Genomic DNA, 18,100 nt, shown 5'->3' with positions numbered 1-18,100 from the left:
GACCTGGGTGGTCGCCAATACCGTGCTGACGCTCGGCGATGTCCTGACGCATGTCTACGCGCAAAGGCCGAACGGCAGTCAGGACAAGGTCGACGCGACCCAGCTTGATCCCGACTTTGTCGTGAAGCCGGGCCGTGGCTTCGATACGGTCACGCTTGCCGCCGATACCTCCTATCTCTTCTCCAAAGGCGACGGTTATGACCGGCTGTCGATGGCCGCTGTCGCCAGCGCTGCGGGCGAGATCCGCTTTGACGATTATGGTTCGGCCGAGGCCCTGGTTCGGCTCGCGGGCATAGGCAGCCGCGATCTGATCATCACCTTCCCCGAGACGGGCGAGGCAGTGCAGCTTATTGATGCGCTGGGTGGGGCGCGCTTCCCCAGTATCGTCTTTGCGGACGGGGTCATCTGGGACAGGGCTGCGCTGCTTGCCGCATCCGTGAACGGGCAGGAAAGTGTCGGCAGCGACATGATCCAAGGCCACAATTATGGCGCGGTGATCGAAGGCGGTCTGGGCGACGACGACATCTATGGCGGGAGCGGGGCAGACAGCTATCTGTTCTCGCGCGGCGACGGGCGCGATGTCATCACCGACGCAGGCGGCGCCGACATTCTGGATATCCGTGGCTATCAGGCGAGTGAGCTGAAGGTCTCGCGCCTCGACGCGGCGCGACAGGAGCTGATCCTGGCCTTCACCGGCAGCGAGGATGAGATCATCCTGCGCTCCACCTCTACGTCGTCTTTCATGGGCGTGGAGACAATTCGCTTCAGCGACGGGGCCACCCTGTCGGTCGCGGCACTCCTGAGCCAGACCTCGCTGGTCGCGACCCAGCAGAATGACAGCCTCGCCGGCGGCACGGGCGCAGACACTCTGGAGGGTCTTGGCGGCGACGATACGCTTGTGGGCGGCGTTGGCAACGACGTCTATATCTACAATCGTGGTGACGGGTCTGATGTCATCGACGATAATTCCGGCACGAACCGGATCGTCCTGAACGGCTATATGCCCGGCGAAGTCCGGGTCCTGCGCCCGGACGACAGCGGGCGCCTGATCCTGCGCATGGTGGATGGCGGCGAGATCCTGGTAGTTTTCCCGGCACAGATCACGGCAGTCCAGTTCGCGGGTGGCGTGACTTGGGGCAATCCGCAACTCATGGAGTTCGCGCTACGTCATGCCGAGACAGCAGCGAATGATCATGTCTTCGGCACAAGCATCGCGGAAACGCTGTATGGCACCGCCGGCAGCGATACGCTTTTCGGCGCCGGCGGCAATGACACCTACCTGATCGGCGTGAACCAGGGCCATGACCGGATCATCGAGGATGGCGGCAACGACCGGATCGTCTTTGGCGCCGGGATCACGCTGGCCGACATCCGCGCGGTGGCGACGAACCTAGACGGTGGACCCGGGGACGTGACGTTCGGCTTCACGAATGGCACGGGAACGTTCACCGTCGCGAGCATGCGCGAGACTTTTGTACCCTATGCGCCGCTGTCGCAAATCGAGACTGTCGAGTTCGACAACGGTACGATGATGAGTTGGGCCGATTTTCTCAAGGAGACCTATTTCAAGGGCACCGACGGCAACGACAGCATCGTCGGGACCTCGTTGAACGATACGATCACCGGCAGCGCAGGCGACGATACGCTGGGGGGCCTAAAGGGCGACGACACCTATCTGATCGGCCTGAACCAGGGCCACGACCGGATCATCGAGGATGGCGGCAACGACCGGATCGTCTTTGGCGCCGGGATCACGCTGGCCGACATCCGCGCGGTGGCGACGAACCTAGACGGTGGACCCGGGGACGTGACGTTCGGCTTCACGAATGGCACGGGAACGTTCACCGTCGCGAGCATGCGCGAGACTTTTGTACCCTATGCGCCGCTGTCGCAAATCGAGACTGTCGAGTTCGACAACGGTACGACGATGAGTTGGGCCGATTTTCTCAAGGAGACCTATTTCAAGGGCACCGACGGCAACGACAACATTGCCGGGACCTCGTTGAACGATACGATCACCGGCAGCGCAGGCGACGATACGCTGGGGGGCCTAAAGGGCGACGACACCTATCTGATCGGCCTGAACCAGGGCCACGACCGGATCATCGAGGATGGCGGCAACGACCGGATCGTCTTTGGCGCCGGGATCACGCTGGCCGACATCCGCGCGGTGGCGACGAACCTAGACGGTGGACCCGGGGACGTGACGTTCGGCTTCACGAATGGCACGGGAACGTTCACCGTCGCGAGCATGCGCGAGACTTTTGTACCCTATGCGCCGCTGTCGCAAATCGAGACTGTCGAGTTCGACAACGGTACGACGATGAGTTGGGCCGATTTTCTCAAGGAGACCTATTTCAAGGGCACCGACGGCAACGACAGCATCGTCGGCACCTACACCGCAGACACGATCACCGGCAGCGCAGGCGACGATACGCTTCAGGGGCAGGGTGGCGACGACACCTACAGTGTCGGTTTCGACGGCAGTCACGACCGGGTCATCGAGACGTCCGGTGCGAGCGACACTATAGTCTTCGGAACCGGTATTACCCTGGCAGATCTGCGCGGGTATCAGACCAATCTCGATCTCAATGGAACGCAGGACCTGACCATCTTGTCCGCGACCGGGGCGGGCTCGGTGACGGTCGTGGATTCGGCCGTTTCGTCAGGGATCGAGCGGGTCAGGTTCGATGACGGGTCGGAAATGACCTTTGCCGCCTTCAGGTCCGCGGTCATGGCAAACGCTGTCGATGAAAGCGATGAAAGTGCGCTGGTCCTTCGGAATACGCCCGGCGTTGATGTGCCGAACCTGACGCTGAACGGTGCCTTCACCATTGAAAGCTGGGTCTATTTCAATCCTGGAAATGCCATCTCCAATGATGATGTCATGGTCTCGGCGATCCCAGCTCTGTCGCAGAATCTCAACTTCCATGCAGGCAAGTTCCGTCTTTACTCAACCCTGACTCCCAACACAGCAAACGACAAGATTATCGCGAGCACGGTCGCGAGCAACGCCGTCTGGACACATTTCGCGATCACGCGCGATGATGCGGGCAATCTTAAGATCTATGTTAACGGGGTTCTGGACGCCACGTCGGCAGTGCCGTTCGTGGGCGATTTCACAATTGATGCAATCGCCGCGAATGGCGGCATGACCGGTAACGCCAGGTTCGACGACCTGCGGATCTGGTCCGTCGACCGCACGGCCAGCGAACTTCAATCCGGCATGACCGATCCGGTCGATCCGGCAAGCGTCGGGCTTGAGCGTGCCTATAGTTTCGACAGCTTGGATATCGTCGACATCGACGGCGTGACCGAGGTCTACGTCCTCGACGACACCGGGAATTCGGCGCCGGCGCTGCTGCCAGCCGGTACCTATGTGGCGCCCAAGGTCGCGCCGCCAGAGTTGCCGACGGCACTGTCGAGCGAGACGCCGCCAAGCTTCACGGCCCCGACGAGCCTCTCGACCGAGACGGCGCCCGGGTTTGCCACTCCGACGGGCCTGTCGAGCGAGACCCCAACCGGCATCAATGCAGCACTCGGCGGCACGCAGGGAACGGCTGCATCCGAGTTCATACTCGGGACAGCCGGAGCCGACACGATCACAGGCGGGACGGGCGACGACAATCTGCAGGGCGAAGGCGGCGCGGACCGGTATGTCTACACCCGCGGCGATGGCAGGGACATGATCCGCGACAAGGGCGTGGAGGCGACGGATGAACTTGTCCTCCACGGCATTCTGCCATCAGAGGTTACCCTCAGGCGTGGCTACGGCAATGATCTTGAAGTGATCATTGCCGCGCGAGACCCAAATGCAGGCGATGGCGGGCGTATCCTTCTGCGCGATGCGCTGGCGGGTGGCGCGGTCGGCGTCGACCGGATCGTCTTTGACGATAACACCGTCTGGCAGCGCAGCCAGTTTGGAACCCTCGTCAACCAGGCCGGGGCGACCGCGGGCGACGACAAGCTGACGGGCACGGCCGCGGCCGACACGCTGGCAGGCGGGCTTGGCGACGACCTTCTTGCGGGCGGTCAGGGCGACGATACCTACAATTACGCGAAGGGTGACGGCAACGACACCATCATCGAAAGCGGGGGTAACGACCGGCTGGTCATCAGTGGCTACGATCCGACCGAGGTGACTTTCAGGCGTCGCGGGGCGGGCGGGCTTGACCTGTTGATCCAGTTCGCAGGGACCGGTGACGAGATCGTCATCCTGAACGGGCTGAACGGCAGCGCCAGCGCGTCGATCGAGCAGGTTGTTTTCGCCGACAGCGGCGCCACGCTGACCATCGCCGATATCCTTGCCGATCTTCTTCTGTCGGATGCGACGCCGGGCAATGACATCGTCCTGGGGACAGCTGGTGCCGATACGCTGACCGGTGGCGTGGGCGACGACCTTCTGTCCGGTGGTGACGGCGGCGACACTTACCGGTTCGCTACTGGCGATGGCGATGACCGGATTTCCGATACAGGTGGAAGCGGAACCGACCGTGTCATCCTCGATATCGATCCGTCAGACATCGTCTATGCGCTGCGGCTCGGGCCGGACAGCAACGATCTCGTGCTTCGCCTCCCGGGCACCCGTGACCGGCTGATCATCGAGAATGCGCTCGGAACCGGTTCTGTCGGTGTCGAGGAGATCCAATTTGCCAACGGGACGATCTGGACCCGCGCGGACATGCGCGCGGCGACATTGAACTTCGCGCAAACCACAAACGACGATTTCGTGCAGGGCTACACCGGCGCGGACGCGATCTCTGCCGGCGCGGGCAATGATACGCTGCGGGGCGAGGCCGGATCGGACAGTTACATGGTCCATCGCGGCGATGGGCACGACCGGATCACCGAGACGATCTCGGCCACCGATATCGACCGGGTGATTTTTGCCGACTATGTGTCGACCGAAGTGCGCATCGAACGGCTCTACAAAGGGTCGGACACGCTGGTGTTCCATTTCCTGAGCTCGGGCGACACGCTGACGGTTGATGGCGCCTTGGCGACCGACGGAAGCGGCATCGAGGAGTATTCCTTCAGCGACGGTATCACCTGGTACCTTGCGGACCTGTTGCCGCGCCTGGACAACCTGCTGCCTGTCGCCGTTGCCGACGGATATTATTCGGTCGTCGCCGGGTCACAGCTGGTGCTGACTGCCGCCCAGCTTCTTCGGAACGACTATGACCCCGACAATCAGGCCTTGCAGATCGTCAGGGTTGACGGTGGCGACCATGGATACGCAGAGATCGACGCGAACGGGAATATCGTCTTCACGGCGAACCAGGGCTTCTCTGGTGCTGCCCAGTTCACGTACACGATCTCTGACGGGCAGAACGGTTTTGCGACGGGCACGGTCGATCTCAAGGTGCGGCCGCTGGCGGACGCGCAGGACGATACCGGTTTCACCGTCGCCGAGGATCAGAGCCTGACGATCAGCGCCGCGCATCTTCTCGCGAACGATATCGACGGCGACCGGATGATCCTTGGCTATCTGAAGGACATGGTCGGCGGCACCGCGTCCATCGCCTCTAATGGCGACGTGACCTTCGTGCCGACCGCGGACTTCAACGGTACCGCCTCGTTCACCTATGTCGCCAATACGCCCGAAGGCGGTGTTGCGGAAGCGACCGTCTACATAGCCGTCACGCCCGTGAACGATGCGCCTGTCGCGCGGGACGATCACGGCTTCCAGACCACCGAGAATGCGGCGTTCGATATCACCGTCGGCCAACTTCTCGGCAATGACAGCGATGTGGACCGCGACGCGCTCAGCATCATCGCCGTCGGGTCCACGCCCGACCTGACCGTGACGCTGACCGGAACCGGCGAAGTGCATGTGGTGCCGCGCGTCACCTTCTTTGGCAACGCAAGCTTCACCTACACGGTCAGCGACGGCCATGGCGGCACTTCGACGGCCACTGCCCATGTCTATGTCGAACCGGTGGATTTCGCGCCCACCGTCGGCGACGACCATTTCGCAATGGTCGAGGATACGCCGCAGCTTTTCGACAATGCCACCTTGCTCGCCAACGATTTCGACCTCGACGGGGACCAGCTGACGATCACCGGCGCCTTCGGGGCGATCGGCGGCACCGCCACCTGGTACGACAACGGCATCCTGTTCGAACCGGCGCCGAACTTCTTCGGCACCGCCAGCTTCCGCTACACGGTCAGTGACGGACAGGGCGGCAGCAGCACCGGCCTCGTCACGCTCGATGTGGCGCCGGTGAACGACAATCCCGTCGCAAGCGACGATCGCTACAACGATACGACACGGAGTTACCTGAAAGGCGTTGAGGATCAGCCGATCATCATCCCGATCGTCAACCTGATGCTGAACGATCAGGATATCGAAGGCTCGGCCCTGACTTTCATCGACGCGTCGAATGCAGTCGGTGGCACGCTGACATTGCCGGGCGACGGCACCATTGTCTTCACGCCTGACCCGAATTTCTGGGGCGAGGCGACGTTCCACTATCTCGTCCGCGATGCCGAGGGGTTGACGGATTCCGCCAAGGTCACCCTCTGGTTCGAGAATGTCGTGGACGCGGCGCCGGTGCCGGGCAAGGACATCGTCTATGTATATGAGGACGTGCCGACCGACATTCTGATCGCCGACCTACTGGCCAACGACACAGATATCGACGGCGATCCGCTGACCTTCACCGATTTCGGTATCGCCTCGATGTTCCCGCATGGCAGGATAGTCCGGAAGGACGAGGACACGCTGACCTTCATCCCGGATGCCAATACCAACGAGTCGACGAATCTCTGGTATAAGATCACAGACGGTGTCTTTGACGAGGTGACGGGCTCCGTCGAGGTCCGCATCATTGCGGTCAACGACGAACCCGTGGCGGGCGATGACACCGGCTATTCCATGATCGGTGGCGTGCCGCTGGTGATCCGTATCTCGGACTTGCTGTCCAACGACACGGATGTCGAGGAAAGTCCGATCACCTTCGCCGGGATCGAGGCCCTTAGCCAGGGCAGTTTCGAGGTCTTCAACGACGAGTTCATCGTCATTCACCAGACGCCCGGCACGGTCGGCCAGGTCACACTCGACTATCTGATCAGCGATGGCGAGCTGACCGACAGCGGCCGCGTCTGGATCGATGTCGCCAATGGGGTCAATTCCGGCATCATTGTCGGGACGGACATGCGCGACCTTCTGGTCGGCACCTCTGTGAACGAGACGATCTCCGGCCTTGCCGGAGACGATGTGATCCGTGCCGAAGGCGGTGACGACCTGATCGACGCAGGCGACGGCGCCGACATGATCGACGGCGGCAGTGGCTATGACGTGATCGACTACAGCCAGTCGGATGCGGGTCTCAGGGCCTCGATCGCCACCGGCATCGGCCAGGGTGGCCATGCGCAGGGCGATCAGTTCGTGAATGTCGAGGGCCTGATCGGTTCGGTGTTCAACGATACGCTGGATGGTGGCGCAGGTGCGAACCGGCTCGAAGGCGGCGCGGGCAACGATCTGCTGACCGGCGCTGCGGGCGACGATACGCTGCGCGGTCAGGATGGCAACGACCGGCTCGACGGCGGCACGGGTGCGGATATCATCGACGGTGGCGCGGGCATCGACACGGCCGACTACAGTGCCAGCGCCCAAGCTGTCGACATTTCACTGCAAGACGGCACAGCGACCGGCGGTGACGCAACCGGCGATACGCTCGTCAGCATCGAAAATCTGATTGGCGGTGATTTCGCCGACCGGCTTGAGGGCGATGGCCAAGCCAACATCCTCGACGGTGGGCGCGGCGATGACACGCTGGTCGGTGGTGACGGTGACGATGTGCTGCGCGGCGGGCGCGGCGCCGATCAGCTCGAGGGCGGTGCCGGTATCGATACGGCCGACTATTCGAGCTCTGTCAGCGGGGTCTTCGTCGATCTTTCGGGTGTGACGGCAGGCGGCGGGGATGCAGCCGGCGATACGTTCACCAGTATCGAGATCGTGCGCGGAAGCTTCCACAATGACACGATCACCGGCGACGCGGGCGACAATATCCTGATCGGTGGGTTCGGTGCGGATGTGATCGACGGCGGCGCTGGCTTTGATACGGTTGACTATACCGGTTCTGCTCTTGGTGTCTCGATCAGCTTCTCCGGCAGCGCCGGAACGGCTGGCGAGGCCGCGGGCGACGTGCTGAGCAACATCGAGAAGATCCGCGGTTCGCTCTTCGATGACACGATCACCGGCGATGCGGCGGACAATGTCATTGACGGCAGCCGCGGCGACGACATGCTCGTCGGCGGCGATGGGTCCGACATCTATGAGTTTGGTTTCGACAAGGGCTCCGATACGCTGGTCGAGGCTGATGTGGCGGGCATCGATGCGGTCGTGCTTGCAGCGGACGTCCGCAAGGCCGACGTCTCGCTGGTACGCGAAGGCGACGATCTTCTGATCGAGCTGGAAAATCTTGGCGGGTTCCTCACCGATACGCTGAGGGTCAGCGGCCATTTCCTAGGCGGCAATACCGGCATCGAGGAGATCCGATTTGCGGATGGGTCGAGCTGGAACCGGGCGGATATAGACGATCTGCAGCGCATCGGGCGCTTCAACGCCGCGGACGACCTCTACCGGTTTGGCGTCGAGGACGAGATCGCGATCATCGACCCGGCGATGCTGTTGGTCAACGACGCTGCGGCGGGCACCGACCAGCTTGAGCTGATCTCGGTTCAGGGCCTGAACGGGGCCACCGCGACGATCGATCAGAACGGCATGATCCAGTTCCTGGGCGCGCAGGACCAGAATGGCGATGCCTTCTTCGACTATACCGTGCGCGACAGCTTCGGCCGCGAGAGCACCGCGCGCGTTGAGGTCAACCTGGCGCCGGTGAATGATGCGCCGGTCGCGGGCAACGACGGGATTTTCGTCGGAACCGAGGACGAGGAGCTTTGGATCCCGCTCTCTGCGCTGCTTGGAAATGACAGCGATATCGATGGCGACAGCCTGACCATCACGAGCCTGCTGCCGCTTTATGATGGCGACGGAGATCCGCTCTATTCCACGCCAAGCTTCCCGCTGACCAACGGGAAAGGCGGCGTGTCGGGCGGGTATATCAAATTCCTGCCGCGCCCCGATCACTTCGGCTTCGCGGGCTTCACCTACGTTGTCGAGGACGGCAATGGCGGCATGGCGCGTGGCGAGGTGGAACTCTATTTCACCGGGGTGAATGACGCGCCGACCGGAAGCTATCAGCACACGATCCGCATGGACATCGTGAACGTCATTGCCGTGGCCGATCTGATGGCCTCGGTGAGCGACGTCGAAGGCGACAGTTTCAGCTGGACCTCGCTTGGCGCCGGGACAAACGGAACGGCGACATTGTCGGCGGATGGCCTTTATGTGGAGTTCACCGCAGACAGCCTTGGCGCCGCGGGGTTCACCTTCGTCGTGACCGATGAACATGGCGCCTCGAACACGATCAACGCCACGCTTTCGGTGATTCCGCTGAACGATCCGCCGCGTGCGCAGAATGACAGCGGTTTCCTGACGCTCGAAGATCACGTGCTGATCATTGATCCGGCGACCCTGCTTGCCAATGACCATGACCCGAACGGCGATACGCTGGTCATCTCGGCACTTGAACGCTTCCCGCTCAACGGGCGGGTGGAATGGACGACGGACGGGATGATCGCCTTCACGCCCGACGCCTCCTACAACGGGACCGCGGGCTTCCAGTATGAGATCAGCGATGGCCGCGGCGGGACCGACACCGCCTATGTCTCGATCTCGATCATTCCGGTGAACGAAGCGCCGACGGTGCGCCACGATGTGGTCGGCGGCGTCGAGGATGAGATCAACATCATTCTACCGGGCGAGGTCTTCGGCAACGATCGCGACGGCGATGGCGACGTCCTGACCTACTCGTCGGTAAGCTTCCTCGGCATTCTGAACCCGAGGCTTCTGGGGCTGGGACCGAACGCCGTGGACCGCACGGTCGAGGAGCGTCACGATTTTGCCCTCGACAGGCTGGACCCGTCGGTCACCGTCTCGGCGCATCTCGCGGATGGGTCGGCTTTGCCGGATTGGCTCAGCTTCGATCCTGCGACCTTGATGCTGACCGGCACGATGCCGGGCGGCTTTGCTGGTACGCTCGATCTCGTTGTTGAGTTCGCGCTGCCTCCGCAGATGGGCGGCTGGACCTACCAGATCGCGATGGCTATCGACGATACCATGGCTTCCGGGCTGACGGCTGGTATCATGCCCGACGTCGATCTGGCGCTCCTGCAGACCGAACCCGCCGACCTTTACCAATCCATCGCCGATCTCGGCGCCTTCGCTGGCGGCTTCGATCCGGCGAGCCACGTCTATGGCAAGGGGACCTGGACCGCGACGCTTCCCGGCGACCAACCCCTGCCATCCTGGCTGAGCTTCGACCCGGTGACGCTGCAACTCAGCATGACGAATGGCGCGCCACCCGACGGCACCCTGCCGGCGCGCGTCACGGTATCCTATGCGCCGCCAGATGCCCCATTGGCGAACGGTTACCAGACGACGGTCGCTGGCGGCTTCGGTTTCGAGTTCGTCATTGATCCGGCGTCGGGCGTCGACCCGGCCGTCAATGCCATGCTGTCGAACCAGGCGTTCTTCACGGCACAGGGCCTCTTCGCTGTCGCGCTCGACAACGAGGCCGCACTGGATGTCACGCTTGCCAACGGTGGCCCGCTCCCATCCTGGATAACCTTCGACGCCTCCAGCATGACCTTCAGCGGTACGCCACCAGTCGGCGATTATGTCGGTGCGGTTGATGTTCGCGTTTCCGTGCCCGGGACGGCGACAACCCCAGCTTATGCGCTGATCGTCAATGTCGTCGTGGACCCGGTATTGGCGACTGGGCCCGCACCAGGGTTCACATGGGCCATCGTCGGCGATCATCTTGAGGTGCAGGCGAGCGAGGACTTCGACGGAACCTATGTCTTCTCCTACAGGGCCGAGGATACTCAGGGTGCTGAGTCCGAAACTACGGCGCTGATCATCGCCAACATCGACAGCGTACGCGACTTGCCCGACGCCTTTGCGGACAGTTTCTCGTTCACTCAGGGCCAGCCGCGGGATATCGCGATCTCGACCCTTATCGCCAACGATCGCGACATCGATGGTGATCCGATCCGGATCATTGCCGTCAATGCCCCGACCACGGGTACAGTTCAGGTGATCGAGGCCACACGCGTGATCGACCACACCGCTGCGTTGCCGTCACTTCCCGGCGGCAGCTACAGCGCGACACAGGCTGACGGCTCGCCGCTGCCCGCCTGGCTCGCGCTTGACAGCGCGACCGGCATCATCACCGCGACCATCCCGCTTGATGCCTTGATGTCGCTCGACATTCGTTTGACAGTTTCGGACGGTAGCGCGAGCCACCAGACGGGCTTCAACGAAAGCTTCAACGGCAACATCGGCGCGATTGTTCGCTATACGCCGCCCACAGACGGGATCGCGCAATCCGACAGTTTCACCTACACCCTGACCGACGACTGCGAGGGTACGGCAACAGGTACGGTAAACATCACGCTCAACAATCCGCCGCTAGCGGAGTACGATGTGGTGGCGGCCGTCGAGGATACGTCTCTCGCCATCGACCTGTCGACGCTTCTTGCCAATGACACCGATCCGGATGGCAACGCCCTTTCGGTCATTTCGGTCGGGACGGTTCAGCACGGTACGCTAACCCAGAATGGGCAGATCCTTACCTACGTGCCCGATCCGCAGTTCAGCGGCCAGGACCTGTTCATCTACACCATATCGGACGGCAGGGGCGCGACATCGACCGCGACCGTCATCATCAATGTTGCCGAGACCAACTCGGCCCCGGTCCTTGCGACCGACTACTTCCAGGGCACTGAAGATACGCCCATCGTTTTCGATCCTGCGGTCCTGCTTGCCAACGACACGGATGCGGACGGCGACACGCTGGTTGTCACCGGGGTTACCGCGCCCGAGACCGGTGCGCGGGTCTTCATCCTGCCGGACGGGAGCTGGCAGCTGATGCCGGATGCCGACGTGAACGGGACGCTGATCTTCACCTATACGGTCAGCGACGGGGCCGTCAGCCGCACCGGAACCATCGAGGCGGCGTTCGCGCCCGTGAACGACGCGCCGACGCTGCGGCCGGATGCGCCGCTGACGATGGACGAGGATACGGTCCTCAGCGTCGATCTTGCCACGCTGCTGGCGAACGATTCCGATATCGAGGGCGATACGTTCCAGGTCGTCAGCGTCTATGATGCCGACAATGGCACCGTGACCCTGTCGAACGGCACGGCACATTTCACGCCGAGGCTGGATTACTTCGGCAATGCCGGTTTCCATTATGTCGTCGAGGATGCGCATGGCGCGCAATCGATCGGCTATATCGACATCACGGTCCGGCCAACGGCGGAGCTTCCCGTCGCGGTGTCGGACAGTGGTTACTCAGTTGCAGAAGACGGCACGCTCGTATTCGATCCGGCGGCTCTGATGGCGAACGATCACGATCCGAACGGAACCGGGCTCACGTTCCTTGGCTTCCGCTCTGCCGGTGTGGTCGAGCAACCGGACGGAACCTGGATCTTCACGCCACCCGCGGATTTGACCGGGCCGATAACCCTGACCTATGCCATCACCAACGAGACCGGTGTAGATGTCACAACGAGCGTCTTCATCACGATCACGCCGCAGCCCGACGCGCCCTACGCGAACGGCGACAGCCTGAATGCCACCGAGGACACCCCTCTGGTGATCCATTTGAGCGCGCTTCTTGCGAATGACGGTGATGTCGACGGCGACGGCCTCGTCATCACCGGGTTCACCAATCTGGTCGGGGTGACTGTCACCATCGACAGTGCGGGCATTCTTACCATCACGCCGTCGCAGAACTTCTATGGTCAGGCGGGCTTCGACTATGTCGTGGCCGATCCGACCGGGTTGACGGCGACCGGCCAAGTGACGGTCAATGTCGCCGCCGTGAATGACACGCCGGTGCTTCTGAGCCCGCTCGCCGACATATCGCGCGATGACGCGGGCCAGAAGATCGTCACCGGCACCGCCTTCACAGCGGCGATCAACACCGCGGCCTTTGCAGATCCGGAGCAAGTGCCGCTGAGCTTTACCGCCCGGTTGGCCGACGGGTCCGCCCTGCCGTCCTGGCTGTCGTTCGACGGGCAACGGCTGAGTGGCACCGCCCCGGCGGGAACCTCCGGCATCTACTCCATCGTCCTGACGGCAAGCGACAGTGAACTAACGGCCGAAGATTCATTCGATCTGATCATCAGCAGCCCGCCGATCGGAACCGCCGGCAATGACTATATTGTCGGTGAGGATTCCGACGACACAATGGACGGCGGCGCTGGGGACGATAGGCTGTTCGGCGGCGCGGGCGACGACTCGCTGCTTGGCGGGGCTGGCAACGATGTGCTGGTGGGTGGCCCTGGCAATGACACGCTCGTCGGTGACCAGGGTGACGACCTCATGATTTATGAGGGCGGTAACGACGTGTTCGTCGCCGGACGTCATAGGAAAACCAGCTCCGGCTTCGATACACTGAACCTCAGCCAGTACAGGTCGGATCAGGTAACCTTCACCCTGTCCTGGACCAGCGTCGTCATTACGACGCCGGATGGCAGTGTCACGCTGTCCGCTCAGGCATATGGCGTGTTGGGGGGCGATGTCGTTGCAGAGAATGTGGTCTTCTCCGATATCACGCTTGATGAGGCAGGGATCCTTGCACGAGCCATCAACGACCAGTCGACGCCGGGCAATGATGTGATCCATGGCTCGGTCAACGGGTCGGACCTGATCTTCGATGGCGCTGGTAATGACACGATCTACGGCGAAGCGGGCGACGACACGATTGTCTATCACTCCGGTGATGATGTGATCATGGCCGGCAGTGTCCCACAAACCAGCGTCGGCTTCGATACGCTGGACCTGAGCAAGTATTCCGCCAATCAGGTGCAGTTCCGGACCAATGGTTGGAACATTCTGATCGCCACACCTGACGGGACGATTACACTGTACTACCAGATCCGGGCGGACGTCGGCAGCGGGTCCGTGAACATCGAACAGGTCGTCTTCGCCGATGGTACCCTGGACGAAGCGGGCATCAAGGCGCGCGCGCTGTCCGATCCGTCGACGGCTGGGAACGATGTGATCAACGGCTCGGCCTATGGCGATCTGATCACCGATCTGGGTGGGAATGACACAATCTCGCTCTTCGCTGGTGACGATACGATTGTCTACGCGTCGGGTGACGATTGGGTCAGCGACAGCGGTGGTCTGGATACGCTGGACCTGAGCAAATATTCCGCAAGTCAGGTGCAGTTCCGCACCAATGGCTGGAATATCCTAGTCACCACGCCGGACGGGACGATCACACTCTTTTATCAGATCAGAAGCGATCTGGGGCTCGGAGGGAGCGTGATCGAACAGATCCTCTTCTCCGATGGCACCCTGGACGAAGCGGGCATCAAGGCCCGCGCGCTCGCCGATCAGGCCACGGCCGGGAACGACGTGATCAACGGCACGGCCTATGGCGATCTGATCGACGGTCTCGCGGGCAATGACACGCTCATGGCCGGTGCGGGCAACGATACGCTCTATGGCGGGCTTGGCAACGACAGCCTTGACGGCAATACCGGCACGGATGTGATGGCGGGCGGCGCGGGCGACGACATCTACCTCGTCGACAGCGCCAGCGATACCGTCACCGAACTCGCGGGCGAAGGGATCGATCTGGTCAAGAGCTCGGTCACGCTGACGCTGGCGGCCGAGGTTGAGAACCTGACGCTTACCGGAAGTGCCGCGATAAACGGTACCGGCAATGCGCTCGCCAATGTCATCACCGGCAATGGCGCGGCCAATATCCTGACCGGGGATCTTGGCAATGACACGCTCTCGGGGGCGGCGGGCAACGATACGCTCTCTGGTGGCGATGGCGATGACCGCCTCGACGGAGGCGCGGGCATCGACAGTATGACCGGCGGGCTCGGCAACGATACCTATGTGGTGGATTCCGCATCGGACGTCGTGGTCGAACTTGCGGGCGGCGGGATCGATACGGTCGAAAGTTCGGTCACGGTGACGCTCGCCGCCGAGGTCGAGAACCTGACGCTGACCGGAAGTGCCTGGAACAGCGGCACCGGCAACGTTCTTGACAATGTCCTCAGCGGCAACGGCGGCAACAACGCGCTGTCGGGGCTTGACGGTGATGACCGCCTGACTGGCGGCGCAGGCAATGACACGCTGAATGGCGGCGCAGGCGCGGACCGCTTCGTCTATGCGGCAGGGACGAATGGCGTCGATACCATTCTGGATTTCAACCAGCTCGACGGGGGTGCGGACGAGGGCGATCTGCTGGAGTTCCGTGATCTCCTGGTCGGTAACTTCTCCTATCTCGGCTCCGGCGCCTTCACCGGCGGATCGGACAACAGCGAGGCCCGCGTCCAGGGCAATCAGGTACTGGTCGATACCGACGGCAATGGCGTCGCCGACATCACCATCACCCTGACCGGTCTCACAAGCGACAGCCAGATTGATGCGAGCGATTTCCTGTTCACAAGCACGTCGGTGCCCGCGGCGGCGCGGAGCCCGGCTGCAGCCGCTCAGCGCCAGATGGTTCAGGCACAGGGGGCGGTTTCGGGCACGGCGCAAAGCGGCGCCTCTGTACCGAACCGTGCTCCGGTTCTTTCCGCACCGCTTTCCGACCGCTATGCGAAAGAGGACACTGCCTTTGCAATCGCGCTGCAGACAAGCCTTTTCACCGATCCCGACGGCGATGCGCTAACGCTCTCGCTGAAACTCGCGAATGGCGATCCGCTGCCCTCCTGGATGGTTTTCGATGCGGCGACCGGTACCGTGGGCGGCACACCGCCGCAGGATTTCGCAGGCGCGATCGGCCTCAGGCTTTACGCGAGCGATGGCGCGCTCACGATCAGCGACGACTTCCAGCTGATCTTCACCGGCTCGGGCGACCCGCCCGTCCTCGCGCATGCCCTGGCCGACGTTTCGCGCGACGCAGCGGGGGCATTGATCGAGGTCGGCAAGGCGTTCACCTTCCGGGCGGATCTCGCCGCCTTCAGCGACCCTGATGGCGACACGCTTGTGTATGCGGCACGCCTGGCGTCAGGTGCGCCATTGCCGTCCTGGCTGACGTTCAACGGGCAGTCGTTCCAGGGCACACCGCCTGCCGGTTCGCTCGGGGTTCTGGATATCGTTCTTGTTGCCAGCGACGGGTCCGCGACGGTCTCTGATACGTTCCAGCTTACAATCAGCGCACCTGACAGCGCTTATGATCAGGTACTGAACGGCACGGACGCGGCCGACCAACTGACCGGCGCATCCGGCGAGGACAAGATCAACGGTGGCGCAGGCAACGACACGCTCTTCGGCGGGGCGGGCGACGATGCGCTGTATGGTGGAGAGGGTGACGACCTCCTCTCCGGCGGCGCGGGCGCCGACTATCTTGAGGGTGGGCTGGGTGTCGACACTGTGAGCTATGCGGACGCGACGCAGTCGGTGACGCTCAACATGTACGATACTTCCAAGGGCGACGGCGACGCGAAGGGCGATCGTCTGACGTCGGTCGAGCGCCTGATCGGTTCGGCGCAGGATGACATTCTGATCACCGATGGTCTGGAGGCGATCAATGCAGGCGATGGCGACGATGTCATCCAGGACGGTTCCGGCCTCCAGCGTCTGACCGGCGGGGCGGGTCGCGATTGGTTCGTGATGTCGGCGGGCGACGAGGCGACCGACATCATTACGGACTTCAGGCTTGAGGATGACGTGCTCGACCTGTCGCTCTGGGGTGTCACGCGGCTTGATCAGCTCACGATCACCGAAACGATCGATGAAACCGGGCGGCCGACAGGCAACCTGACCATCAGCTTCGGGACCGACGCGGTGCAACTGAATGGCCTGACCGCCCAGGATATCGGCAAGCTGACGGGTGCGAATTTCTTCTTCGCGGATCCGAGCACCAGCGACCCGGACAAGTGGAGCGGGGCGACCGTCGACGGTACCAGTGGCGACGACACCATCAACGGCACCTTCCGTGACAGTGACGACGAAGGCATTGGCGATGGCGGCCAGACCATCAAAGCCGGCGCCGGGGACGACGTGGTCTATGACGGGAATGGCGACGATACCATCCGTGGCGGTACCGGCGACGACACGCTCTTTGCTGGCGGCGGCAGCGATGCCTTCTTCGGCGGCGATGGCGTGGATACGCTGTCCTATGCTTATCTGCGTGGCGGCGTGCTGGTCGACATGACCGATCCGACCAGGAACAAGGGCGGCGCCGAGGGAGACCGGATCGCTGGCATCGAAGTTCTTCACGGGACGGATTTCGGCGATGTGCTGATCACCGACGGGCTCGACAGTGTCTATGGCCGCGCGGGCGACGACTATCTGCGCGACTCGGAAGGTCTGCAGACCTTCTACGGCGGCTCGGGCGGGGATACCTTTGCCTTCGTCGAGGGTGACGGGCAGGTCGATCGCGTGATGGACTTCGAGATCGGAACCGACCTGATCGATCTGTCGGGATGGGGTGTCACCAGCCTTGCAGACCTGCAGATATCGGAGGCCGGAACCGGCGATGACCGCTCGATCACGATCAGTTACCGGACCGAGTCCCTCGTGCTTGAGAACATGCGGGCGGGCGACCTGGCGCGGATCACCGACGAAAGCTTCGTCTTTGCCGAAGCTGCTCAACCGGTCGATCTTCAGGAGCCGTCAGCGACATCTGCAGCTGGCGCACGCGCCACGACAGTGCCGGCGCCTGAGGTTCAGGGCGACGCCCCCGAAGTCCTTGACATGTCGGGCCTGTCGGCGGCGGCTTCCCGGCTTGCACGGGCCATGGCGTCGTTTGGTGAAGGCCTTGCCTTCACCACGCACGATACAGGCAACGCCGGTTGGCTGAAGCTGCTCGGCGATCTGTCGCCCGGCGAAATATCCGAGGCCGGACGGGACCAGATCAACGACCCAGGCAGCGACGGATCGGATGCTGGACTTCCCAGTGGTGTCCTCGTAGATCCCGAGACCTCGGTCGACGCCTTCCTCAGCACCACGCAGCTGGCCGCGATGGATAGTAACAAGTTCTCGTTCTACTAG

The 18,100-nt window shown here is 62.6% G+C and carries 1 protein-coding gene (running past one end of the window); it reads left to right on the top strand.

Annotated features, from left to right (window positions below; genetic code table 11):
* A protein-coding gene (locus tag OU426_RS16315) for a tandem-95 repeat protein (protein ID WP_267635160.1) crosses the window boundary here: on the top strand, positions 1–18,100 show its 3' portion. The gene continues 8,318 nt to the left of window position 1, outside the view; the window shows 18,100 of its 26,418 coding nt (coding positions 8,319–26,418); the start codon falls outside the window, past its left edge; it ends in the stop codon at positions 18,098–18,100.

The sequence above is a fragment of the Frigidibacter sp. RF13 genome (genome assembly GCF_026626305.1).
GTDB lineage: Bacteria > Pseudomonadota > Alphaproteobacteria > Rhodobacterales > Rhodobacteraceae > TMP-24.
Note: the sequence above shows the minus strand (reverse complement) of the source record. Positions and strands in the feature narration are given on the sequence as shown.